Source organism: Candidatus Flexifilum breve (assembly GCF_016713355.1).
Map to the genome: position 1 here is coordinate 84559 of NZ_JADJPI010000015.1, position 24253 is coordinate 108811.

Below are 24253 nucleotides of genomic sequence, written 5' to 3' on the forward strand. Positions count from 1 at the left end.
ATAAGTAGGGGGTGATTTCTGTTCAATTATAGAACAAGTGTTCAATATTTTCAAGTCAAATCAACCTCCGGGTCAATGGCTAGGCGCAGCGACCAGCGCATCCCGAACAGGCACATTCGGCTCAACATGCGGCTGATTTCCTCGGGTGAAACGGGTAAATTGTTGTCGAGCCACCAGTTGATCACGCCGATCTGCGCGCCCGCCATATAGGCCGCCATAAAGTCGAGCGGCAAGCCCGGTTCGCCGTCCGACGGCATGAGCGGCTTCAAAATCTGGTCGCGAATCACGGTTTCCAGATACGCCCGCACCATGCGTATGAACTGCGGCGAACCATGCGCGCTCAGCATCGCCCGGTAGAAGTCGGCATGGGCGGCGACATGATGAAAGTCGCGCGCATCGTCGGTTTGTTCCAAGTACGAACGATTGTTGAAATCGTTGCGATCCAGCGGGGGATAGTGCGTGCTCAACTCGTCGTAGATGCGCTGCATCGTCTTGAAGAGCAGTTCGTCTTTGTCTTTGCAGTGCAGGTAAAAGGTGGCACGGCTGACGTCGGCCTTATCGGCCACGTCCTGAATCGTGATGTTGTTGTAATCGCGCTCTTTCAGCAGGTCGAGCAGCGCGGTGCTCAACATGTGAAACGTGCGCTCTCGCCGCCGATCCGGTCGCTTTTCCGTCATTTCTAGACACCTGTCTACTATTGGACACGCCGCCCAAACTGCTGATTGACAGGCGGACGCGATTTCATATCATCAATTATAGACAATGTGTCCATAAATAGTCAAAGTGTCAACAAGGAATCGTCACATGGGACGGATAGCAGAGGGACTCGTGTTCCCTAAATCGATCTGGGGTCGCTTCAAGCTGATGGCGGAACTCAACGCCGATATGCTCGGCTTCTTCGGGCGCATTATCCAGCGGTATGGCAAGGTGACCACGCTCACGACGCCGCTGTTCAACTACTATGTCATCGCCGACCCGGACTTCGCGCATGAAGTGCTGGTCACGCAGGCGGACAAGTTCCACAAAGATCAACTGTACAAGGATGAGCAGGTTGGTTTGGCACGGGTCATGGGCAACGGGCTGCTCGTGAGTGACGGCGAGTTCTGGAAGCGGCAGCGCAAGCTGGTCGCGCCCGCGCTGCATACCAAGCGCATTGAAGCCTATGCCGAAACGATGGTCGACTACACCGACCGCATGCTCGCGCACTGGCGCGACGGTCAGCGCCTCGCGGTGGACCACGAGATGATGACGCTCACGCTCAAGATTGTTGCCAAGTCGTTGTTCAACACGGATGTCTCGGCAGCGGCGGATCGCGTTGGTGCCGCGACCGACGTGATTCAGGAAGCGATGAAGCCGAATGATGTACTGCCCGCGTGGATTCCGACACGCAGTCGCCTGCGCCTGCGCCGCGCACTCGCTGATCTCGACGAAGTGGTCTACGGCATGATCGCGGACTGGCGCAAAACCGGGGAAGATCGCGGCGATCTGCTCTCGATGCTGCTGCTCGCGGAAGATGACGAAGGCCAGCACATGACCGATAAGCAGGTGCGCGACGAAGCCGTCACGCTGCTGCTGGCCGGGCACGAAACGACCGCCAACACGCTCAACTGGACGTTCAAGCTACTGGCGGAGAATCCCGAAGTTGAGGCCAAGCTGCACGCCGAGCTGGATACGGTGCTGGCGGGCAGGCTGCCCACGCTGGCAGATCTGCGCCGCCTGCCCTATACCGATATGGTGGTCAAGGAATCGATGCGCCTGATGCCGCCCGCCTACAGCTTTGGCCGGGAAGCCCAAGCCGATGTGGAAATCGGCGAGTACAGCATTCCGAAAGGCACGCAGGTCGTGATCTTCAACTACTTCATGCAGCGCGACCCCGAACTGTGGGAGCAAGCCGAACGCTTTATGCCGGAACGCTTCAGCGCGGACAACGAGAAGAACCTGCCGCGTTACGCCTACCTGCCGTTCGGCGGCGGGCCGCGCATCTGCGTGGGCAACAGCTTCGCGGCGATGGAAGCGCGCCTGCTGCTGGCGACCATCGCCCAGCGCTACCAACTGCGGCTCACGCCCGGTCAGCGGGTGGAAGCCGAGCCGCTAATCACGCTGCGCCCCAAAGGGCACCTGATGATGCGCGTCGAACAGCGGGAACCCGTGCCGGTCATGCAGCCGGAACTGGCGTAAATCCCCGCTGGTTTGGACACAGACGATCAAAAAAACACCGCCCGAGGCGTCGGCCTAGGGCGGTGTTGATTCTAGCGGCGCAAGGCCGTGGTTACGGCCACTGCGCGCGCACAATGTCGAGGAGCGGACGCGCGCTCTGGAACGAGGTCTGCGTGTTGAGCGCCCAGTTGAAGCCGTTGTCGGCGGACGCGACCAGCGTGCCATTGGTGCAGGCCGTCTGGAAGTCGTGCCAACCGGAGCGCAGCGCGCCCAACCCGTTGTTGATCAACGTGACGGCCTGCCGCAGTTGGACGGACACCTGCAAGTCAATTTCGGGCAGCACCGTGTAGTTCTCCGGAATGGCAGGCGCGGGCGCGGTGCAGCCGCCCGTAGCGCCTGACTGCTTCACATCGGTCCAATAGCGCAGCAGCAGTGAACTCGGCCCGTTCAGCCCGGTCGCCGTCTCGACAATCACGTACAGGTTGCCGACATGCCGTCCGGGGTTGGCTTGGGCGGCGGCAGTCGGGTCGAGCTGCGGTACGCTGGTCGCTTCGACGGGCGCGGCTGTGGGCGCAGCGCTGGTCGGAGCGGCCGTCGGCGGCACGGGTGTTTCCGTCACCGGGGCGGCGGTCGGCGGTTCAGGCGTTGCGGTCGGCGCGTTTTGCAGCGTGACATTGAGCGCCGTTTCCAGCTCGCCAATCGTCGTGATGGTCGGCACAAAGTCGCGGTAGACCTCGCCCGCCGACTCGCGCGTCAGCGGCGTTGAACCGAAACACGCCTCGTTGTAGACGGCTTTCGTCGCCAGCAGCGAATTATGCACGCCGTTCATGCGCGTCACCATCTCCGCAAGGTCAGCATACGCGAGGCTGTCTACATTCGACAGCGGGGCCACGGGCGGCGGTTCATTGAAGAAGGCGGTGCAGTCGAGCTGGCCGCCGTTGATCACCACATTGACGAACTGATTTTGCAGCGTGGTCACATCATTCTTGATCGGCGTGAACTGCTGCTGGAGGCTGCTCACGAGGGACAGGCGATCCTGCGCGAGACTGGGGAAGACCAGCACGCGGAGATTATCGCGCACGAGGTACAGCCCGCCGATGATGAGGAGCGAGAGCAGTAGGCCGAAAATGCGCCGCATCCAGCGCCCCACTGGCGCGCGCCCACCGAGCTTGCCCTCTTCTTCTACCTGCCGCAGCCGTTCCACCACTTGCTCTTCACGCCCGGCTTTCAACGCCTTGTCGACCGCCCGGAACATCCCCAACGCATAGGCGGCGGCAGCGCGCACGCTCTTGTTGTCGTCGTCGTGATACGTTTTGATGAGTTCGTCGACGGCATCCCCGGCGGCGGCTTCGCCCAACCAGTAGGCAGCAGCGCGGCGCTCGGCAGCGTTTCCATGCTCCAGCTTGTCAAGCATCGCGTTGATCAGTTGTTGGCGTTCTTCCGCATCGATCATGACATCGCGTCTCCGGGTCGAAAATGAAATCCCTTCTATGATACGGCAACTCCGACGGAACGGAAAATGAATCCTCCGAATCTGGTAAGAAACACTTGCATATACACGTTCCGAGTCCATAATGGTACTACATGGACTCTTTTCGTCCGTTCGTACATGGTAGGGTGATCGCGCCCTTAGTCGTCCGTTGGAGTTTCATATGCTTACGCACCCTCTGTCGATTCTGCTTGATCGGGACAGTGAAGAACCGATCTATCGGCAGCTCATCCGGCATGTGCGCGCCCAAATCGAAAGCGGGACGCTGCCCGCCGGGACGCGTCTGCCCGCCAGCCGCGATCTCGCGCGCCAGTTGAACATCAGCCGCATCAGCGTGGTCAACGCCTATGCGGAACTGCGCGCGGAAGGCTATTTGAGCGCCCATGCGGGTCGCGGGACGTTTGTCTCCGGCGGGCGCGAGAGCATCGAAAGTCCAACCTCGATGATGCCGAGCCCCGCGCGCCCCAACGGCCAGCACGCGGAGATGATCGGCGCAAACAACTACCCCGACCGCTCGCTGCGCGAACTCATGCGTATGGCGCGGCGTCCCGGCGTGATCAACTTCAGCACGGGCGCGCCGCCCACCGAATTCTTCCCGGTCTCGCACTTGCGCGAAGCCATCAACGCCGTGATCGACCGCGACGGCTCAGAAGCGCTCGCCTATGAAGTGCCCGAAGGCTACGCCCCCTTGCGCGCCAGCGTGCGCGACTATGTGAGCGCGTTGGGGATTCGCTGCAGCAGCGAACATGTCCTGATCACGGGCGGCACGCAGCAGGGGATCGATCTGGTGGTGCAGTCACTGCTCTCCGAGGGCGATCTGGTCATCACCGAAACGCCGACCTACCTCGGCATGCTCGACATCGCCCGCACCCGCCGCGTCCGCGCGTTTGGCGTGGGCATGGACGACGATGGCATTCGCCTCGACATGCTCGAAAACGTCATTCTCGAACATCACCCGCGTCTGATCTACGTCATGCCCTCGTTCCAGAACCCAACCGGGCGCGTTATGCCGCTGCACCGCCGCCGTCAACTGCTCAACTTAGCACACGAATATCATGTTCCGATTCTCGAAGATGCCGTGTATCAGGAATTCCGCTTTGAGGGCGAAACGTATCCGCCGCTCAAGGCGCTGGACGAACACGGGATCGTCATCCACGTGAGCGGCTTCACCAAGAACCTGATCCCCGGTCTGCGCATCGGCTATGTGATCTCCGACGGCATTCACCATGAACGTTTGGTGCGCGTCAAGCAGGCCGCCGACATCTCGACGCCCGGCCTCAATCAACGCGCGCTGCACTGGATGCTCGAACACGGCGTGCTGGCGCTGCAAATGGAGCGCAACATGCGCGAACTGAAGCGCCGCCGCGATGTGGCGCTCGCCGCCGCGCGCCGCTCGCTGCCGCCGGGGTCGAAGTGGGAGAAGCCGCACGGCGGGATGTATCTGTGGGTTGAACTGCCCAAGACCGGGCCAACCGTCGCCGAACTGTATATTCAGGCCGTGCAGACGGGCGTCGCCTACGCGCTCGGCAACCTGTTTTATACCAATGGCAGCGGCAGCCATCACATGCGCATCAACTTTGGCGCGCACAAGCCGGTCGACATTGAAGAGGGCTTCCGGCGCCTGGGGCGCGCGTGGCGCGAACTCGCCTGCGATTACCCGGAGATCGAGAAAGCGCCGCTGTTGTAAGTCAGCGGTTCGCAGTTGGCGATTAGCTAAAAGCTGAAAACGGTACCAATATCGATTCTGTAGGGGCGCAGCATGCTGCGCCCTTTTTGTTATCCCTCACCCCTCTCCTAGGAAAGCGGAGAGCAGGATGCAGCGGACGCGATAAAGAGGGTGTCAAAAAAGCGTAGCATGATCTTGATTGGCGAGGTTTTTGTAGGGACAAGGCATGCCTTGTCCTCTATATCCTTCTCTAGAAATTAGGACGAGGCATGCCTCGTCCCTACAAGAAAACGGTTCTTGTGTAGGGATGCAATGAATTGTGTCCCCAACCGGACACCACGCTTCAGCCGCGCCCAGCAGCGGGAGGGGCAAGCCCTTCCCCTACCTTCTCCCGCCTTGTGGCGAACTATCACCTGCGCTCCCCTTACCAGCGCGATTCGTGACCCTATGCTTTAATACAATGCGCACACAAGGAGACAACCATCGTGAACTTCACGCTCATCAAAGGCCGCTTCTACGTCGTCGGCTATTCGCCAGACGGCGACTCGATCAAGTTCAAGGCGGATAACCCGCAGCTCTGGAACACCTTCGAGACGGAGAACCGCGCCGAGCTCGACAAAAACCTCGCCGAAGAGAATGGCATTGTGCAACTGCGTTTGCAGGGCGTCGATGCCTTCGAAACGCATTATTCGCCGGAAAACCCGCCCACCCCCAAAAACCTGAAGCTGGAACCGCGCGCGGCGATCAAGAAGCCGGACGCCGGCGAACACAAGCAGCCCAAGCGCATCGCCATCGAAGCGACCAACGCCTTTCTGCGCCTGCTCGGCGTGGAGTCGGTGACGTGGAAGACGTGGGGCAAAAATTCGTGGGTGAACACCGCCAAGATTCGGCGCGACGGGGCGGTAGTCGAGATCAAAGAGAAGCACGGCGACGCGATTCCCGGATATATCGTCACCAATGACGCCGAAAAGAACGGTCGCCCGATTTCGTGGGTGTTCGCCGGGACAACGCGCGCCGAAGACGGCAAAATCCTCACCACGGAGATGCTCGCCGCTGGACTGGACGTATCCGCGAACTATCAGCTACTCAAACAGGGGCTGGTCTACCCGTATTTCTTCATGACGCTGCCCGCCAAGCTCCGCAGCAAACTCGCGGAAGCCGCGCAGATCGCGCAGCGCGAGGCCGCCGCGCAGTTGGAACAGTTCAAGGGCCAGCCGATCCCCGAGACGTTCTCCAACCTGTGGCTGTATGACCGCGCCGCGCACGGCATCGAGATCGACGACCTGAAGCGCATCACCGACGATTTCGGCATCTACCCGTACCTCTTCCGTAAGATCGTCAAGCTGTGGTATGCCACGCAGATGCGCCGCTACTGGAACGCACTGAGCACGAACACCGATGTCGCCGTACAGTACGACACGCGCATCGACTTGACGAAGCTGTTTGAGGACGGCAATCCGTACCTGTTCGTCATCAGCGATCAGGATTTTGTGCGCCTGAGCGAGATTCTGCGTGTGGATAAAGGCCGCCTCACGCTGAACAAGTACCCTTACGATCTGGTGTTTCTGTCGTAACCGACTGGCGCGTCCCCTTTCCAAAAGAATGCGGGCCGGACACTTCTGACCAGCGAGCCGTCGTCGGGACGAGGCATGAAGTCATTTCAGAATCGGCACTTTGTCTAACCTCACCCCGTTTCGCTGCGCTCAACCGCCCCTCTCCAAAGGGCGAGGGGCAAGGGCAAGGCGGGTTGGTTGTGTCCCTCTCCCCACGGAGAGGGACGGCTTGCGAAGCAAGCAGGGTGAGGTTGAGCATTTTCACCAATTGTGAAACAGGCTCATGTCCTGTCCCTCCAAACACCGTCTTTTTTTCTTAAACTGCACCATTTCGTCCGCTGTTCCCCAATCGACTCCCCGCGCTTCCGCGGAGCTACGGGTAGGCCTCGGTGTCACCCCCGCAGATCGCCGCGCAGCACAGCGAGGCAAATCTCGACCGCCTCGACCATCTGCTCCAGCGGCATGCCCGTCGTCGTTTCCCCATCAACTTTCAGCAAACCCGGCACATGGATGAATCCGCACGGGATGTTCAGACCGTGCTGTTCGACATAATGGCGTACCGTGTAAAACACGTGATTGCACACGTATGTCCCGGCATGATTCGAGATCGCCGCCGGGATGCCGCGTGTTTGCAGAGCACTGAGCATTGGTTGCAGCGGCAGCGTCGACCAGTAGGCAATCGCCCCCTCGGGTTCGATCAGGTCGCCGGTTTTGAGCACGCCGCCGTTATCAGGAATCGACGCATCATCCACATTAATCGCGATGCGTTCCAAGGTGATCGCCGAGCGGCTCTGCGCCACGCCCAGCGACACAACCGCGTCTGGCTGCCAGTCGCGCAGCGCCGCACGCAGCTTCTCTGCTGCCGCGTGATACTCGGTCGGCAGCACCAGCGTGCGCAGATCGGGCTGACGTTCCGCCAGACATTCCACGATCAACTGCGACGGATTGCGCTCAACCTCACCAAAGGGCGTGAAACCTGTGATCAATATGTTCATATCGTTGTCTCTCTCTGGGGCGTGAAGACCTCTAGACCTAACAAAGTTAAGGAAACATTTACGTTACATTGATGCGATCAGGTATTTAATATAGAACATTGATTATACTCACCCACCGGTAGCTATGCTGTTTCTTGACCTGCTGCACACCCTCATCGATAACGCCACCCTCCTCTTTCCGTTCGTACTCGGCTATTCGTATTTGGCGCGCCGGGTCGCCGGCCATGAGGTCTTGCGCCACGTCGTGCCGGGGATCATCTTCGGCGTGTGCGGCCTAATGAACATGATTAGTCCGTACTATATCCAACCGGGGGTCTTCATTGACTCTCGGACGATTATTGTCGCGATTTCCACCGCGCAAGGGGGCTTCGTCAGCGGTTTCATCACGGCAGTCATGCTCAGCATCTATCGCCTCAGCATTGGTGGAGTCGGTATTGCCTCGGCACTACCGGGCATCTGGCTGAATGTCGGGTTGGGACTGATCTTCTACCACTACCTCCGCCGCAACCCGACAACGAACATGAGTCTCACCACCGTCGGTTGGCGGTATCTGATCTTCGGCATCGTTTCCACCATACTGGCGGTTGCGCCGTTCTGGCTGCTGCCCGCCGACATCCGTGACCAGATGTTGGCTGGAGCGAGCATTCCCATGTTCATCATTCTGCCTTTCATGGGGGTGATCGCTGGCGTCCTGCTCTATGAGCTCGACCAGTACTTCAACACGGTGACCGAGCTCTCACATGAACGGAACATGCTCCGCACGCTCATCGACAACATTCCAGATTATATCTTCATCAAAGACGCGAATCTGCGTTTCATCCTCAGCAACCCGGCGCACACCCGCGCCGCGCGTGCCGCCTCCGCGCGTGAGTTGGTCGGCAAATCGGCGGGAGGGCATTTCCCGCCGGAACTCTCCGCTCAGTACGAGGCCGATGACATGCGCGTGCTGGGGGGGCAAAGTCTGATCGCGCAGGAGCGCCAATCGGTCGATGAGTACGGCAACCGCATCTACGTGTCGACGACCAAAGTGCCGATTCGCGATCAGTTGGGGCGCGTGACAGGCGTGATCGGCATCAGTCGTGACATCACTGCCGAAAAACAGCGCAGCGAACAGTTGCAGCAGCTCGAAGCCGAACGACAACGCACGCGCATGCTCAAAGTTTTCATCCAGAACGCCTCGCACGACTTCCGTACGCCGCTCTCCATCATCTCGACCAAAAGCTATCTGCTGTGGCGTGACCCGAACGGCGCGGAACGGGATGAACGCATCGCCATCATCAATGCGCAGATCACGCGCATCACGCGCTTAATGAACGATACGCTGGAGATGATCGAACTCAACGAGGGCGTCATCCACTATCAATTCGAAACACTTAACATAAGTGAAACCCTGCGTTCAGCCACCGCCAATTTCGAAGCGCGCATCCAGGAAAACCAGCAAGTGCTGACGCTGATTATCCCTCACGAGCTGATCGAAATTGAAGCCGACGAGCGGTTGCTCCGGCTGGCGCTCAAGCATGTCCTCGGCAACGCTGTCATCTACACGCCCGAAGGCGGAAAGATCACGGTCAGCCTGCTGCGGAGCGGCGACCGGGTCTACATCAACGTGGAAGACACGGGCATGGGGATCGCGCCGGAAGACCAGCCGCACATTTTTGAGCCGCTCTACCGCGCGGACAAAGCGCGTTCCCTGAGCGGCGGCGCGGGCTTAGGGTTGTCCATCAGCCAGAAGATCATCGAAGGGCATCACGGCGACATCCGCCTGACCAGCGCGGTCGGCCACGGCACGACCGTGTGTCTGGAACTCCCAGTCACCCAACCTCCGCTGCCGACCGAAGTTCATCAGGCGCATGGTCGCCGTCCCCGCATTGATCGCCCACTCCTGAAAACCGATGCGTTCGTATAAGCGTTTGGCCGGGTTGTCGAGGCTGACGCTCAGGCTGATGTGTGTGAATTCGGATCGCAGCGCTGCCAGCACCCGGTCAAGGAGCTGTGAGCCGATTCCCTGCCCGCGGTATTCCGGCACGAGCGCAATCGACAGTTCGGGCACGTCGGCGGCAATGAAACCATAGCCTTCCATGAGGCGCACCCACGCCGCGCCAATACATACGCCATCGGCTAACGCCAGCACGCCGCTATCACCGGCGCGCTGACCGAAATCCGCAATGTAGCGGGCGATATCCGGCTGATCGACGATGGTGAGCGGCGGCGGCACATCGCCCGGCGGCACATAGATCGCGTGATAGAGCATCAGCCGCAGGCACGCGGCGTCCTCGGCGTGCAGAGCGCGAAACGTGATCTCAGTCATGCCGGGTCTCACTGCGATAATAGAGGTGCAGGCAGGCGACCGCCACCGCGCCGAGCAGATGCCAAAGCGCATGCCCTTGCAGCAGCGAATTCGGCGCGCACAGCACGCCCGTCGTATCCAAAATCCACACGAGGAAAGCCAGCGCGAACAGTCCCAAGCCGAGATGAAACCAGAGAGTTTGGATCTTCGGAGCGGCGCGGCGGCGATAGATCAGTTCGACGCCGAGCGCCACCAGCAGCACCAGCGCAAACAAATAGCGCCGGGTGTCTGGCCAAACCACCTGCACAATTGCTAGAGCCACGCTGAAGGCGACATACACCCCGACAGCGCGGGTGAGTGACCAGCCGAGCAGGCGCTGTAAGGCGTACACGAGCATCAGCCCCGCCAGCAGATACATACCCAGAATGTCGAAAAACTGCCCGGTGAACGTCAGCGAAGCGTGATAGAAGGCACTGCCGACGCCAATGATCACGGCGTTCACGCCGACCGCTGCGCCGATGAGCGGCTGATACGGCCCACCCGCAGTGGCAACCGCCGCGCCGACCAGAATCCAACTGCCAACCACGACATAGGCGAACGATGACCACGCATTCGCGGGCTGGCGTACCGATTCGGTGGACTGGTCAGCCTCGCAGAAGCAGCCTTCTACCTGTAAGCAGGTAGCGGGCTGCCAGCTCGCCCACGTCGCGGCGGGGATGCTGGACAGCCAAGCCACTGAGATCGTGATGATCAGAACGGATAAACCGAGGGTGAAGACCAAGTGCCGTGCCGGGTTCATAAGTGTCCTCTGGGATGCGTCTGTTCCGCGCCCCATTTATGCTGATTCTCGTGCAAATTCGGCTGCGCGATCCAGCGGATCGGCGGATTCGTGCGTTCCATCTGGTCGGCGGGCGTGATGTGCTGCATCACGTCGCTCGCCAGCCTCAGCGCCGCGTCCCATTCATCGTGCGCCACTTCGAGGATCAGCGCGTCGTGCATGTCGAGCGCCACGCGCGACCGCATCCCCTGCGCGCGGTACGTCTCGGCGACGACCACAATCGCCCGCTTGAGCAGTTCGCTCACCCCGCCCTGACACAGGTAGTTCCACGCGACGAACGGCGTCGGCACAGCGACCGGGCGTCCCGTCCACAGCTTGAGCAGATTGGTCGCGCTCACCTGCTGCTGGGCGGCCGCGCGCATCTTGGTGACCTTGGCGAAGGCCGCGTCTTTGGCCTGAATCAGCCGCCACGCCTCCGCCTTCGCCACGCCGATGCTTTCGCCTAAGCGTTCCGCTCCCATGCCATAAGCCGTGCCATAGGTGATCTTCTTAGACATGTTGCGTAACTGCTTGCGTTCCGCGGCATCCGCGCGTTCCCACGTCGCGCCGAAGTACTGCACCGCCATCGTGCTGTGAAAGTCTTCGGCACGGCAGGCCGCCGCGAGATTATCATCCCCGGAGATGTACGCCGCCATGACATTTTCGGCGTTGCTGTAGTCGATCTCGACCAGCGTGAAGCCCTCATCGCCGATGGCCACGCCCGCCATCGCCGGCATCTTCCAGTTCTGCATGTGCGGGTAACTCGATGCCCGCCGCCCGGACTCGGTCGCAATGCTGACGAGGCTGTGCAGGCGCCCATCAAACGCCGCGTGATCGATCAGGCCTTCGAGCGCGGAGATCAGCCAGTCGATTTCCAGATACGCCGCCAGATCGCGCAGTTGTTCGCTGTAGGGCTTGGCCTCTTCGAGGTACGCTTCGATCACGTGCGACCCGGTGCTCAGGTCGCCCAGTTCAACGCGCGCGCCGGGGGTCGCTTGCAGCCGTTTACGCCCCGCCCGCGTGAAAAACCACGATTTCGGGTCCCACTTGGGCAGCGGAATGCCCTTTTGCTCGTACAGATAGCGCGCCCGCGCCTGCGAACTGCCCGGCGTATCGAGGCCGTCGGCGCGCAGCCGCGCCGCGACCGTTTCGCGCTCCCCCCGCAGTTCGACCAGCCGCCGCTCGACGAACGGCGTATTCAAGCGCATACCACGTGCCGTCATGCGGCAGTATTCGCGCAGCGCTCGGATTTCCCACTCGACCAGTTCGGGATCGGCGGGGAGCGCGCGCTGGCGTTCGTAGATGTCGAGCGACAGGCGCGCGTCGTCCTGCGCGTATTCGAGCGTGGTTTCGAGCGGCAGCAGATGCAGCTTGGTGCGCTGGCCTTTCATTTCGAGCTGGCGTTCGGGGAACGGAATGCCGAGCATCGTCGCCACGCCGAGCAGGCTGTAGCTCACGTCGATGGCCGGATGCAGCAGCCGCGCCATCGACTGCGTATCCCAGATGCGTTCCGGCGTCAGTCCGCCTGTGAGTTTGGAGAGCTGGCGCAAATCAAAGACGGCGTTATGCGCGACGATCAGCGTCTGCCCGCTGAACAACTGCGTCAGGAACGCGCGGATCGCGTCGTCGAACGGGGCGGCGACCGCCGTCGTCACCAGGTGATCGCCCTCGCGCCACGCCAGCCCGATCACCGTGACCGCCGCCGCATAGCTCAGGCCGTAGTCGACCTTCGGCCCGGTCCCCGGCCAGCGTGTCTCCGTCTCGATGTCGAGCGCGACCACGTCCGCGCGGGCACAGCGCCGCAGCGCCGCGTGATCCGGCTCATGCGTTTCCTGAAACAGGGGTAACTGCATACCCACCTCCATACCCCGAAAACTAGCACGGATTTTCCATTTTCACAACTCAGCCGCCGGATCAGGCCGTCCACGAAAATAAAGAGTGAAATTTCATGTACAATAGACATACGCTGATAATCAGCCGCCACTTGATGAACGTGTTTGAGGTAGCATGACCAATTCGACCCCGCCCCGCGATTCGAACGGCAACTCACCTTTCTACCAGATGCTTTCACAGGATGGCGCGCTGGGACGCCTCGTCCGCGACTTTGACTGGACGCAGACGCCGCTCGGCCCTATCGACCAGTGGCCGCAAAGTTTGCAGACGGCGGTCAGCATCTGCATGTTTTCGCGCTTCCCCATCCTCATCTGGTGGGGGCCGGAGATGATCAAAATCTACAATGATGCCTATCGGCCAATTCTCGGCACGAAGCATCCGCACGCGCTCGGTCAGCCGGGGCGCGCCGTCTGGGGGGAGATCTGGCATATCATCGGTCCGATGCTGGAAAGCGTGCTGCAGGACGGTCAAGCGACCTGGTCTCACGATCAACTGCTGGTGATGTATCGGCACGGCTACACCGAAGAGACCTATTTTACCTTCTCCTACAGCCCCATCCTCGACGAAACCGGAAAAGTGGGCGGTATTTTCACCGCCGTCACCGAAACGACCGGGCGCGTGATCGGCGAGCGCCGCCTCAAAACGCTGCATGATCTCGGCGAACGCGCCACCGAAGGCAAGACCGCCGCGGAAGCCTGCCGCATCGCCGCCGCCGTGCTTCAGGCCAATCAACTGGATGTGCCGTTCGCGCTGGTGTACCTGCTGGATGACAGCGGCAGCCACGCACGCCTCGTCAGCCACAGCGGCGTCACGGTCCCGTCCGCCTTTGCCCCGGCGGCCATCGACCTCACCGCCAGTCGCCCACCGTGGCCGCTGGCGCAGACCCCGGCGACCGATCAGCCGCTCATGGTCGAAAACCTGCCCGCGCTGTTCGACACCGTCCCGTCCGGCCCGTGGGCGGACGCACCTACTCAGGCGTGTGTGCTGCCCATCGCCGCTTCCGGGCATACACGGGTGCTCGGGTTCCTCATCGTCGGCGTGAGTCCGTACCTCCGGCTCGACGACGATTACTGCCACTTCTTCGCGCTGATCGTCAATCACATCGAAGCCGCCATCGCCAATGCGCGCGCCTATGACGAGGAACGGCGGCGCGCCGAAGCCCTCGCCGAAATTGACCATGCGCGCACCGAATTCTTCAGCAACGTGAGCCACGAACTGCGCACACCGCTCACGCTCATGCTCAACCCGCTGCAAGAGATCGCGGCGCACGCCGACGCGCTCCCGCAAGCGCAGCGCGAGAATTTAGCGGTCGCCTACCGCAACAGCCTGCGCCTGCTCAAGCTGGTCAACACCCTGCTCGACTTTGCGCGCATTCAGGCGAACCGCATTCACGCCGCCTTCGAGCCGACGGATCTCGCGCTCTACACCACCGATCTCGCCAGCAGTTTTCGCACAGTGATCGAACGCGCGGGGCTGTACCTGCACATCGACTGCCCGCCGCTCCCCGAACCGGTCTATGTGGACCGCGACATGTGGGAAAAAATCATCCTCAACCTGCTCTCGAACGCTTTCAAGTTCACGTTTGCGGGCGGCATCACCGTCGCGCTGCGGGATGGTGGTCACGCGGCGATCCTGCGCGTACAGGACACGGGGATCGGCATTGCCGAAGCGGATCAACCGTATATCTTCGACCGTTTCTACCGCATTCGCGGATCGCGCGCCCGCACCCATGAAGGTTCTGGCATCGGCCTCGCGCTCGTCGCGGAGCTGGTGCGCTTTCAGGGCGGCAGCATCGACGTGAACAGTACGCCAAACGAGGGGACGCTCTTCACCGTCCTGCTGCCCTACGGCACGGCGCATCTGCCGCCGGAACAGGTCGGATCGGCGCGCATCCTCTCCACGCTGCCGACCGGTTCAGCCTCGTATACGCAGGAAGCGCTGCGCTGGTTGGCTGAAACCGAACTCGACAACGTGCGCACCCTCGGGATGGACAGCGCCACGCCGACCACGCCAGCCACACCCGGCACCTCCGGCGGAGCGACGGTGCTGGTCATCGACGACAACGCCGACATGCGCGACTATCTCAAGCGCCTGCTGGAACCGCGTTTCACCGTCGTCACCGCGCCCGATGGCGTCATCGGTCTGGAGCGGAGCTGCTCTTCCCGGCGAGACCGGGTGTTAGCGGAGGTAATGATGCCGCGCCTCGACGGCTTCGCTCTGCTGCAGACGGGGCGAACGGATTTGCGACTGCGCACGCTGCCGATCATTCTGCTCTCGGCGCGGGCGGGCGAAGAGTCCCGCGTCGAAGGCTTGCGGGCAGGCGCGGATGATTACATGGTCAAGCCGTTTTCCGCGCGGGAACTGCTGGCACGCGTAGACGCGCAGCTGCAGTTAGCGCGACTGCGCCTCGAAACACGCACGACCGTCGAAAACATGATCGACAGCATCGCCGACCCCTTCTACGCGGTGGATCACGACTGGCGCTTCACCTACGTCAATCTGCGCGCGCTCGAAATGTGGAGCAAAACGCGTGATGACCTGATTGGTCAGCAGATTTGGGTGGCCTTCCCTCAAATCACGCAGACATCCGCTTATAGTGAAATGCGCCGCGCGGTTGAAGAACGACACGCCATCGCCTTCGAGACGTATTCGGCCTTCCTCGGGCGCTGGGTCGAAATTAATCTCTATCCCAGCGTGACCGGGCTGGCCGTATACTTCCGCGATATCGACGGGCGCAAACGCATTGAACAGGCGCTGCTCAACAGCGAACACCGCCTGCGCGCCATGTTTGATCAGGCGGCGGTTGGCATCGTCCTCGTGAGCCTCGACGACATTCGCATCCTCGAAGCGAACCCCGGTTACTGTGCCATTCTCGGCTACACGCAGGAGGAGATCGTCGGCCTGACGATCAAAGACCTCACCCATCCCGACGACTACACCACCGATATCGACCTCGCCAACCAGTTGATCCGGGGCAAAATCCCCTACTACACGCTGGAAAAACGCTACTGGCATAAAGACGGCAGCGTGATCTGGGTGCGACTGACGAGCTCGCTGGTGCAGATGTCGTCCGACCAGCCGAGTTATCTGCTCGGCATCGTCGAAGACATCAGTCAGCGCAAACGCGCCGAAGCCGCCGCGCAGATCGCGCAGACGAAACTTGACGCCGAACAGCAGCGCATCATCGACATTTTCGAGAGCATTTCCGACGCCTTCACCGCGCTGGATCGGGACTACCGGTACACCTTCCTCAACTCGCAGGGGATTGAGCTCACGCAAAGAATGTCCGGCAAAGCGCCAGACGATCTGATCGGCAGATCAGTGTGGGATGTGTTCCCCGGCTCGTATGACAGCGTGTTCGGTGAAACCTACCGCCACGTCATGACCGAAGGTGTCGCCCGGCAGTTCACCGCCAGCATCCCACCCCTCAACGCCTGGTTTGATGTGCGCGTCTACCCGGCGAAGGATGGCCTCTCGATCTACTTCGCCGATGTGACTGAGCAACAGAACACCCGCAACGCCCTGCGCGACGCCGAAGAACGCCTGCGCACCATGATCGACAGCGCGAAGGATTACGCCATTTTCGCGCTGGACGCCGAAGGGCGTGTAATGACGTGGAACGCCGGGGCGGAGCGCGTCTTCGGCTATCAGGAAGCGGACATCCTGAGCGTGGATCGGTCGATCCTGTTCACGCCCGAAGATCGCGCGGCGGGCATCCCTGGGGATGAACTCCAGCGCGCCATCGATACGGGCTATGCCGAAAGCGAACGCTGGCATCTGCGCAAGGACGGCAGTCGCTTTTATTCGAGCGGCACGATTCGCACCATTCGCGATGATGCCGGCACGCTCAAAGGGTTCACCAAAATCGCGCGGGACGCGACCGAGCGCAAGCTCGCCGAAGACCGCACCGAGATTTTGCAGCAGATCGCCGCCGAACTATCCGCTCAGCTCACGCGCGAGGACATGGCCGCCAGCATCATCGCGGCCATCCCCAAGGTCGTGGGCGAGTCGTATGCGTCGATTTTCCTGCTGAACGCCGAAGCGGGCTGGCTGGAAAGCCTATCGATGCGCGGGCTCTCCGCCGAAGACCAAGCCCGGTTCCTGCATCTGGAAATCTCCGAACGCACCTTGGCGACCGATACAGCGCGCGAAGACCACATGATTTGGATCGGCTCACAGTCGGCCTACCTCGAACGTTACCCGCATCTGCAGGAATCGATTGTGCACTACGATGTGCATGGGGCGTGGAGCGTGCCGCTCAAGCTGGACGAGCAGGTGCTCGGCGTCATCAGCATTTTGTTTCACTATCCCAAAACGCTCACCCGGCAGGAACAGGATTTGCTGACGGCGATTGCGCACCTGTGCGCGCAGGCGCTCCAGCGGGCGCAGTTGTTCCAGGCGGAACAGACAGCGCGGCAGGAAGCCGCCCTGCGCGCCGAACGCCTGAGCCGCCTGCAAGCCGTGACCGCGAAACTTTCGCAGGCGCTCACCATTGACGAAGTGGCGCGCGCCGTCGTCGATGAAACCGTGCATCTTATGGGCGCGAGCACGGGCGGCCTCAATCTGCTGGATGACGACGATAACTTTCTGGTCATCTATAACGGAATCCCTAAGCTCACCACGGCTGAACAACGCCAGTGGGCGCGCTTCCCCGCCGATCCCGCACTGATGGCGACGCAGGTGGTTCGCCGCGGCGAGCCGCTGTGGTTCGCGTCCGGGGCGGACGTGGTCGCCGCCTTTCCCATCCTCGCGCAGTTCGCCGAGCTCTACCCCGGCGCATGGGCGATGATGCCCCTCATCGTCGACAAGCGTCCCATCGGCACGATGGGGTTCACGTTTCCCGAACGCCGCGACTTCCCGCAGGAAGACCGCGACTTCCTCATGGCGCTCGCCTACCAATGCAGCCAGGCGATTGAACGCGCGCGGCTCTACGAGATCGAAGCGCGCGCGCGGCAGGTGGCTGAAGAAGCCGACGCGGTCAAAATGCGTTTCCTCGGCATGGTCTCGCACGAGCTGCGCACGCCGCTCGCCTCAATCAAAGGCTTCGCCGGGACGCTGCTGGCGACCGACATCACCTTTAGCCCGGAACAGCAGCACCAGTTCCTCAACGTGATCGACACCGAAACCGACCGCCTCACCAGTCTGGTCGATCAACTGCTGGATCTCTCGCGGTTGCAATCGGGCACGCTGCGCATCGAACCAACGCCGATCAGTATCAACGCCATCTTCGACGGCGTGCTCATCCAGTTTCACACGCTGACCGCGGATCATTATCTGCACATCGACATCCCCGACGGCGTGCCGCCGCTGCGCGCCGATGCTCAGCGCATCGGGCAGGTGCTGGTCAATCTGGTGGGCAACGCGGTCAAGTTCTCGCCGCCCGCCACGCCCATCACCATCACCGTGGTGCCGCAGGCCAACGCCGTGCAGGTGGACGTGCACGACGAAGGGGTCGGCATTCCGCCGGAGGAACGCGAAAAGGTGTTTGAGGCGTTCCGGCAAATCGAGCGCAAGGGTGCCAGCTATCGCCCGGGCGCCGGGCTTGGCTTGGCGATCTGCAAGAGCATTATCGAAGCGCACGGCGGGCGCATCTGGATTCAGGATCCAGTCGCGGGGACGACCATCTCGTTCCGCCTGCCCATCGTCAGCCCCGGTGTCGACCGGGGCTGAGAAGTTAAAGCTACCTTATGAAAACTCTAGCAGCTGAATCGTTCAGGGGTGAACCATGGTATACTCCGTTGTAGTGATCGAGGATGAGGTGAACATTCGCCTGTTTGTGACGGCGAATTTGCGCGCTCGCGGCTATTCGGTCTTCGAGGCGGGAACCGGGACGGAAGGGCTGGAGTTGATCCGCAGTGCTCGGCCTGATCTCCTCATCCTGGATATGTTTCTGCCGGATATTTCTGGTTGGGACGTTTTGCAGGCGATGACCGAAGACGACCGGATGCGGGCCACCCCCGTCCTGTTGATGACGGCGGCGCTTCCGAGTAAAGACGAAAGTGCGTATCCCAATGTCGTTCAGCGGGTGGTCAAACCCGCGAGTTTGACGACCCTGCTTTCAGCCGTTCAGGCAGCGCTTGCAGCCCATTAACCCGTAGGCGTGACCGACAACGTTACCGTAAGACGATTTCCTCACGGGGGACTACCGATGCGCGCATTGGTGATTGAAGATGATATCCACACGGTTCGCTTAATTTCCGAACTGCTCGCGGCGCTGCGCTTCGATTGTGTCCACACCGACAATCTGGTGGAAGCCATGTCGGTGCTGGAACAGGACGCCGAAATCGGGCTGGTCACGCTGGATGTGTTTCTACCGGGGCTGCAAGGGACCAAGCTGCTGCAGTTCCTGCACGAGCGGTTCCCGCACATCAAAGTGCTGCTGGTGAGCGCGCACGTTGCCGATCTCGCGGCGGACAACGATCCGCTCATCGCCGCCCTGCCCAAGCTGGCCAAACCCTTCCGCCAGTCCGACTTCCGTGAAGCGATTCAGGCGCTCGGACTCAGTTCTTCGACCTCGCGGTCAGGCAGCGCCCGCTGAGCGACCGGCAGGGTGAACGCCAGCGTCGTCCCGCCCTGCGGGTTATCTTCAATCCACAGCACACCGCCATGCCGTTCGACAAACGCTTTGGAGATGGGCAGTTCCAGCCCGAGGCTTTTGCGTTTGCTCTGCCCATTGCTCAGGAGGACCTGATAGGGCAGAAACGCCCGCGCGCGCACTTCGGGCGGCAGGCCAGCACCGTGATCCGCGACATTCACCCGCAAATAATCCGTTTCCGCCTGCGCGGAGATCAAAATCGGCGTACCGTTCGGCGTGTACACCGCGACACTGCCCACCAGATTGAGCAGCACCTGCTCCACGCGCCGCCGATCCACCTTGACCGGAGGTAAATCGGGCGCGACTTCCATTTGCAGCGCGTGGTCATGAGCGAGCACCCGCAGGCGCGGTTCCAACCCGGCGGTGATCGCCGCCAGTGATGCATCTTCAAATAAAAAGCTTAAGCTGCCATCCTGCAGCCGCGACCAATCCATCAAATGATCGAGGTAGCCGCTCATGCGCTGCGCTTCAACATCGATAATTTCGATGAACTGCCGCTGCGCGCTCGGCTCAAACTGCATGTCATCAGCCAGCAGTGTGCTCGAAAAACCGAGGATCGACGTGAGGGGTGAACGCAGTTCATGCGCCACTTTGCCGAGCACATCCGTTTTGATGACGGGTTCCGGTTCGGGGGTGGGCTGAGCTTCCAGCCGTTCCAACACGCTGTTGACACTTTTAAGCGCAATTTCAAACGCATCTGACATGCCAAACGAATGGCTTCTCAGAATCGGCGGCAAGAGTTCATTGCGAGCCTGAGTCTGCGCTTCGTCATTCATCTCACGCAAGAAGGCGAGCAATTGGCGAAGCTCGTCAGAAATATCATCTGGCATGTGAATATGTCCTGACCTGTGTCAACACTACATTTTGCATTATAGCACTAAAAATTACAGTGTGTGGATTCCCATAGTCCTAAGGATATCACGCCCACCACAGCGATTATGCACAAAATCGCCTACGTCCGGTCTGTGCAACGATTTATTGACATAACGTTGCTTTGATGAAATAATCCGTGCGTACATGCTCTTGTCAGCAATAGTTAGTGCAGAGTGCCCGCAAAGGACAGCCTTACCATGACATTCTCACGGTCACGTTTTTTTATTCTAGTCCTCTTGATCTGCTTCTTGGGATCGTTCACAGTCCTCGCTCAGGACGCTGAAAACGTCCTCCTGTATGGTGGCAATCAGGACATCGACAACATCGACCCCGCGATCGGCGAAAACTACTCGATCAACGCCGCGCTCGTCACCCTGTACGATCCGCTCTTCATCCTGCGTGGCGAAACGATTGAGCCACTGCTCGTTGATACCTGGGAAGTCAATGACGACGCGACTGTGTGGACGTTCAACCTCAAGCAGAACGCCACCTTCCATGATGGCAGCCCGGTCAATGCCGATGCCGTCGTGTACAGCTTCAACCGCCTGCTCGAACTTCAGGGGCCGCCGACCTACCGCTGGGCGGGCATCGCCGATACCAGCTCGGCGCAGGCGCTCGACGAATTCACCGTGCAGTTCACGCTGCTCCAGCCGTTCGCGCCGTTCGTCGGCACGCTGACGCAGGTCTACATCGTCAACCCGGCCATCGTCGAAGCCAACCGCGGCGATGACTTCGGTCAGACCTTCCTCAAGGAAAATTCGGCGGGTTCCGGCCCGTTCACCGTGGGGCGCTGGGAAATCGGCAACCTGTATGAATTCGTCGCCGTCGAAGATTACTGGGGCGGCTGGCCGAGCGAAAATCACCCCGACCGCGTCCTGTGGATCATCCGCCGTGACAGCGCCTCGCAGGTCAATTCGCTGCTCGCGGGTGAAACGCACATCGCCGACACCATCGACCTCGTGGACGCCGAACGCATCAACGCGACCGAAGGTTTCCGTGTCGAAAGCAACGCCGGTCTGTTCGTCAACAGCCTCAAGCTGAATACGCAGGGCGAATACACCAGCGACCTCAACGTGCGCATGGCCATCGCCTACGCCATGAACTACGAAGCGCTGCCGCAGGTGCTCGACATCCCGGTCGAACTCATGCCCGGCCCCACGCCGCTCGGCATGGAAGGCGCGGTCGCCGACCTGGAAGTGCCCACCTTCGACCTCGACAAGGCGCGCGAATATCTGGCGGCGTCCCCGTGGCCGGAAGGCGGCTTCGCGCTCGACTACGTCTACGTCAGCGGCCTGACCTTCGAAGAAGTGACCGGTCTCGTGCTGCTCGAAGGCCTCGCCGAACTCAACATCACCCTCAACATGACGCCGATGCTGTGGCCGGACATGGTCGCGAGCTGCTCCGCGCCGGAAACTGGCCCGGATATCATCAACATCTACACGCAGCCCGCTTACCTCGACATGGACGCGCACCTGTTCAACCAGTATCACAGCACGCAGTGGGGCAGCTACAACTCGTGCAGCTTCTACAGCAATGAACAGGTCGACAGCCTGCTCGACACCGCCCGCGTCACCGGTGATCAGGCCGCGCGTCTGGAAATGTACGCCGAAGCGCAGCGCCTGATCGCCGCTGACCAGCCTGCCATCTGGACGTACTCGCAGAACGCCGTGCTCGGCTTCAACGACTGCATTGGCGGCTACGTGTTCCGCCCGCTGGAAAGTCTGTCGGTGCTCTTCCGGGATCTCACGATGGATAACTGCCCGGCCGCGTAACACCCAGTAGGTAACGTCAGTTAGGGATAACCCTCACCCCTCACCCCTCACCCCTCTCCCCTCTCCCACGCAAGCGGGGAGAGGGGAGAAAAAAGGTCTTTGGCTGGCTCCCCTCCCTGAATTCGGAGGCGTGGGGCTGGGGGTGGGGTCAGAGAAGCATTGTCCGTAATTCACGTTGGGTAACCCTTACCGCAGCGGGGATCAATTCTCGCTGCGGTGTCTCTCCTGCCTCATAGGAAAAGACATGCTGTTCCGCTACTACTTTTTGAGGCGGCTGATTCTCATCATTCCGCTGTTGATCGGGCTTAGTCTGCTCACGTTCTTCATCGCGCGCGTGCTGCCCGGTGACCCCGTCGGGTTGGCGGCTGGCCCGCAGGCGACGACGGAGATCAAAGACGCGCTGCGGCGCGAATTCGGGCTGGATCAGCCCCTGCCCCTGCAGTACGTCAACTACGTGCTCGACCTGCTGCGCGGTGACTGGGGGCAGTCGCTGTATTCGCGGCACGATGTCAGCGCGGATATCGCCGTCTACTTCCCCGCCACGCTCGAACTGACCATCGCCGCGATCATCATCGCCACGCTGCTCGGCGTGCCCGCCGGGATGATCTCCGCGATCTACCGCGGCAAACTGCCGGATCACATCACGCGGGTGCTGGCGCTGTTCTTCGTCAGCTTCCCGGCCTTCTGGCTGGCAATGATTTTCCAGTTGATCTTTGGCCTCGACCTGAACTGGTTCCCGATTGGCCGCCGCCTCAACGCGCTGGCGACCCCGCCGGAAGCCATCACGGGCATGTATACCCTCGACAGCCTGCTGCGCCTCGACTTCGCCACCTTCGGACTGTCGATCCAACACCTCGTTCTGCCCGCGCTCGTGCTCTCATTCGGGTCGCTCGCCAGCATCACGCGCATCACCCGCGCGAGCATGCTGGAAGCGCTCGACAAAGACTCGGTGCGCATGGAACGCGCCATCGGTATCCCCTACCGTATCATCGTGACCAAGTACGTGCTGCGCAGCGCGTTGATCGCCACCGTGACGATCATCTCGCTCGAATTCGGCTGGCTGATGGCGGGCGCGGTGCTGGTCGAAACGATCTTCGACTGGCCGGGCATGGGCTTGTACGCGGTCGAATCGTCGCTGCGGCTGGACTTCCAGCCGATCATGGGCATCACCATCGTGTACGGCATCGTGTTCAGCCTGATCAACATCCTCGCGGATTTCATCGTCGGCGTCCTAGACCCCCGGATTCGTTATGGCTGAGACTCCTGTGCTTGTTCAACCGGAACGGGGTCAATCGCCGCGCATGGAGAACTTCCGCCGCGCGGTCTACCGTTTCCGCACCAACACCCTCTCGATGGTCGGCTTGGTGATGCTGGTTTTCATCGTGGTGATCGCCTTCGCCGCGCCGGTCATCGTGCCGCACCCCGAAGATGCGGAAGGCAAAACCCGCGTCACCGCCCGCTTAGAAGCGCCCAGCGCGGAATTCCCGTTTGGGACGGATAACGTCGGGCGTGACATCTACAGCCGTTTGCTGCTCGGTACCGGCTTGGCGCTGCAGGTCGGCATCGTCATCATCGTACTGGCGACCGCCATCGGCGTGACCATCGGCGGCGTGGCCGCGTACTTCGGCGGCTGGGTCGACGAAATCCTCATGCGCATCACCGACATCTTTCTCACCGTGCCCGCGCTGATCCTCGCCATTGCGGTGACGGCGGCGCTCGGCAAGGGCATCATCAACGTGATGATCGGCATCTCGCTGGTGTGGTGGCCGGGGTTCGCCCGCCTCACGCGCAGCCTCGTGCTCTCGCTCAAGGAAGAACCCTTCGTGGAAGCGGCGCGCGGCCTCGGCGCGAGCGACCTGCGCGTGCTGTTCCGGCACATCCTGCCCAACGCGCTCTCGCCCATCATCGTCAAGATGAGCACGGATTTCGGCTTCGCGGTGCTGACCGCCGCCGCGCTCAGCTTCATCGGCCTCGGCGCGCAGCCGCCCACGCCGGAATGGGGCGCGATGATCAACGAAGGGCGCGACTATTTCCCGCAGCAGTGGTGGGTGGCGACCTTCCCCGGCATGGCGATCTTCCTGCTCGTCTTCAGTTGGAACTTGCTCGGCGACGGGCTGCGCGACGTGCTCGATCCGCGTTCACGGCGGTGAGGTCTT

16 protein-coding genes and 1 pseudogene are annotated in these 24253 nt (G+C 61.2%); 10 read left to right on the forward strand and 7 right to left on the reverse strand.

Features of this window, described 5'->3' with window-relative positions; genetic code table 11:
• Positions 1–50 precede the first annotated feature (50 nt).
• On the reverse strand, positions 51–677 hold the full coding sequence (locus IPK17_RS14760) for a TetR/AcrR family transcriptional regulator (RefSeq protein WP_343418458.1): 627 nt from the start codon (positions 675–677) through the stop codon (positions 51–53).
• A 127-nt stretch (positions 678–804) separates the two neighbouring features.
• On the opposite strand from IPK17_RS14760, the gene IPK17_RS14765 reads away from it, so the two are divergent.
• The gene (locus IPK17_RS14765; protein ID WP_343418459.1) at positions 805–2178 is read left to right on the forward strand and encodes a cytochrome P450; all 1374 of its coding nucleotides are present in this window, start codon (positions 805–807) and stop codon (positions 2176–2178) included.
• Between the two features lie 91 nt (positions 2179–2269).
• On the opposite strand, the gene IPK17_RS14770 is transcribed toward IPK17_RS14765, so the two are convergent.
• Positions 2270–3610: a HEAT repeat domain-containing protein gene (locus IPK17_RS14770; RefSeq protein WP_343418460.1), complete on the reverse strand. Its 1341-nt coding sequence runs from the start codon at positions 3608–3610 to the stop codon at positions 2270–2272.
• A 199-nt stretch (positions 3611–3809) separates the two neighbouring features.
• Between IPK17_RS14770 and pdxR the strand changes: the two genes are divergently transcribed.
• Entirely contained in the window at positions 3810–5333 is a 1524-nt protein-coding gene (gene pdxR / locus IPK17_RS14775; protein ID WP_343418461.1) for a MocR-like pyridoxine biosynthesis transcription factor PdxR, read from the forward strand.
• 464 nt (positions 5334–5797) lie between these two features.
• Positions 5798–6886: a hypothetical protein gene (locus IPK17_RS14780; protein WP_343418462.1), complete on the forward strand. Its 1089-nt coding sequence runs from the start codon at positions 5798–5800 to the stop codon at positions 6884–6886.
• Positions 6887–7257: 371 nt separating this feature from the next.
• Here the strand turns inward: IPK17_RS14780 and IPK17_RS14785 are convergent, their stop codons facing one another.
• Positions 7258–7860, reverse strand: coding sequence for a pyroglutamyl-peptidase I (locus IPK17_RS14785; RefSeq protein ID WP_343418463.1), 603 nt, complete (start codon positions 7858–7860; stop codon positions 7258–7260).
• A gap of 124 nt (positions 7861–7984) precedes the next feature.
• Here IPK17_RS14785 and IPK17_RS14790 point away from each other — a divergent pair, with 124 nt between their 5' ends.
• Positions 7985–9766, forward strand: coding sequence for a sensor histidine kinase (locus tag IPK17_RS14790; protein ID WP_343418464.1), 1782 nt, complete (start codon positions 7985–7987; stop codon positions 9764–9766).
• A 33-nt stretch (positions 9767–9799) separates the two neighbouring features.
• Here IPK17_RS14790 and IPK17_RS14795 read toward each other — a convergent pair.
• The 3 genes and pseudogenes from IPK17_RS14795 to IPK17_RS14805 form a co-directional block, all read right to left on the reverse strand.
• A pseudogene (locus IPK17_RS14795) lies at positions 9800–10240 on the reverse strand (GNAT family N-acetyltransferase); the annotation flags it as partial.
• Positions 10161–10946: a ceramidase domain-containing protein gene (locus IPK17_RS14800; RefSeq protein WP_343418465.1), complete on the reverse strand. Its 786-nt coding sequence runs from the start codon at positions 10944–10946 to the stop codon at positions 10161–10163. The pseudogene IPK17_RS14795 and the gene IPK17_RS14800, both read right to left, overlap by 80 nt.
• Positions 10943–12817, reverse strand: coding sequence for a DNA polymerase (locus IPK17_RS14805; protein ID WP_343418466.1), 1875 nt, complete (start codon positions 12815–12817; stop codon positions 10943–10945). The genes IPK17_RS14800 and IPK17_RS14805 overlap by 4 nt, the downstream gene beginning before the upstream one ends.
• A gap of 154 nt (positions 12818–12971) precedes the next feature.
• Here IPK17_RS14805 and IPK17_RS14810 point away from each other — a divergent pair, with 154 nt between their 5' ends.
• The 3 genes from IPK17_RS14810 to IPK17_RS14820 are packed head-to-tail and all read left to right on the forward strand — an operon-like array spanning position 12972 to position 19395.
• Positions 12972–18527 (forward strand): PAS domain S-box protein, encoded by a 5556-nt coding sequence (locus tag IPK17_RS14810; protein ID WP_343418467.1) that lies wholly within the window; start codon positions 12972–12974, stop codon positions 18525–18527.
• Positions 18528–18582: 55 nt separating this feature from the next.
• Positions 18583–18948, forward strand: a complete 366-nt coding sequence (locus tag IPK17_RS14815; RefSeq protein WP_343418468.1) for a response regulator — start codon at positions 18583–18585, stop codon at positions 18946–18948.
• Between the two features lie 57 nt (positions 18949–19005).
• Positions 19006–19395 carry a response regulator gene (locus IPK17_RS14820; RefSeq protein WP_343418469.1) on the forward strand — a complete coding sequence of 130 codons (390 nt, stop codon included), beginning with the start codon at positions 19006–19008 and terminating at the stop codon, positions 19393–19395.
• Here the strand turns inward: IPK17_RS14820 and IPK17_RS14825 are convergent.
• A complete protein-coding gene (locus IPK17_RS14825) occupies positions 19344–20282 on the reverse strand; it encodes a sensor histidine kinase (protein WP_343418470.1) in 939 nt (312 codons plus the stop codon). The genes IPK17_RS14820 and IPK17_RS14825 overlap by 52 nt on opposite strands.
• Positions 20283–20573: 291 nt before the next feature.
• On the opposite strand from IPK17_RS14825, the gene IPK17_RS14830 reads away from it, so the two are divergent.
• The 3 genes from IPK17_RS14830 (at position 20574) to IPK17_RS14840 (ending at position 24247) form a co-directional block, all read left to right on the forward strand.
• Positions 20574–22097: an ABC transporter substrate-binding protein gene (locus IPK17_RS14830; protein WP_343418471.1), complete on the forward strand. Its 1524-nt coding sequence runs from the start codon at positions 20574–20576 to the stop codon at positions 22095–22097.
• A gap of 244 nt (positions 22098–22341) precedes the next feature.
• Positions 22342–23355, forward strand: coding sequence for an ABC transporter permease (locus IPK17_RS14835; RefSeq protein WP_343418472.1), 1014 nt, complete (start codon positions 22342–22344; stop codon positions 23353–23355).
• Positions 23348–24247 (forward strand): ABC transporter permease, encoded by a 900-nt coding sequence (locus IPK17_RS14840; protein WP_343418473.1) that lies wholly within the window; start codon positions 23348–23350, stop codon positions 24245–24247. Before IPK17_RS14835 ends, IPK17_RS14840 begins: the two co-directional genes overlap by 8 nt.
• Positions 24248–24253: the final 6 nt, after the last annotated feature.

Coding starts and splice junctions, on each gene's coding strand:
- IPK17_RS14760 (WP_343418458.1), bottom strand. CDS start 677: ATGACGGAAAAGCGACCGGATCGGCGGCGAGAGCGCACGTTTCACATG.
- IPK17_RS14765 (WP_343418459.1), top strand. CDS start 805: ATGGGACGGATAGCAGAGGGACTCGTGTTCCCTAAATCGATCTGGGGT.
- IPK17_RS14770 (WP_343418460.1), bottom strand. CDS start 3,610: ATGATCGATGCGGAAGAACGCCAACAACTGATCAACGCGATGCTTGAC.
- pdxR (WP_343418461.1), top strand. CDS start 3,810: ATGCTTACGCACCCTCTGTCGATTCTGCTTGATCGGGACAGTGAAGAA.
- IPK17_RS14785 (WP_343418463.1), bottom strand. CDS start 7,860: ATGAACATATTGATCACAGGTTTCACGCCCTTTGGTGAGGTTGAGCGC.
- IPK17_RS14790 (WP_343418464.1), top strand. CDS start 7,985: ATGCTGTTTCTTGACCTGCTGCACACCCTCATCGATAACGCCACCCTC.
- IPK17_RS14800 (WP_343418465.1), bottom strand. CDS start 10,946: ATGAACCCGGCACGGCACTTGGTCTTCACCCTCGGTTTATCCGTTCTG.
- IPK17_RS14805 (WP_343418466.1), bottom strand. CDS start 12,817: ATGCAGTTACCCCTGTTTCAGGAAACGCATGAGCCGGATCACGCGGCG.
- IPK17_RS14810 (WP_343418467.1), top strand. CDS start 12,972: ATGACCAATTCGACCCCGCCCCGCGATTCGAACGGCAACTCACCTTTC.
- IPK17_RS14815 (WP_343418468.1), top strand. CDS start 18,583: ATGGTATACTCCGTTGTAGTGATCGAGGATGAGGTGAACATTCGCCTG.
- IPK17_RS14820 (WP_343418469.1), top strand. CDS start 19,006: ATGCGCGCATTGGTGATTGAAGATGATATCCACACGGTTCGCTTAATT.
- IPK17_RS14825 (WP_343418470.1), bottom strand. CDS start 20,282: ATGCCAGATGATATTTCTGACGAGCTTCGCCAATTGCTCGCCTTCTTG.
- IPK17_RS14835 (WP_343418472.1), top strand. CDS start 22,342: ATGCTGTTCCGCTACTACTTTTTGAGGCGGCTGATTCTCATCATTCCG.
- IPK17_RS14840 (WP_343418473.1), top strand. CDS start 23,348: ATGGCTGAGACTCCTGTGCTTGTTCAACCGGAACGGGGTCAATCGCCG.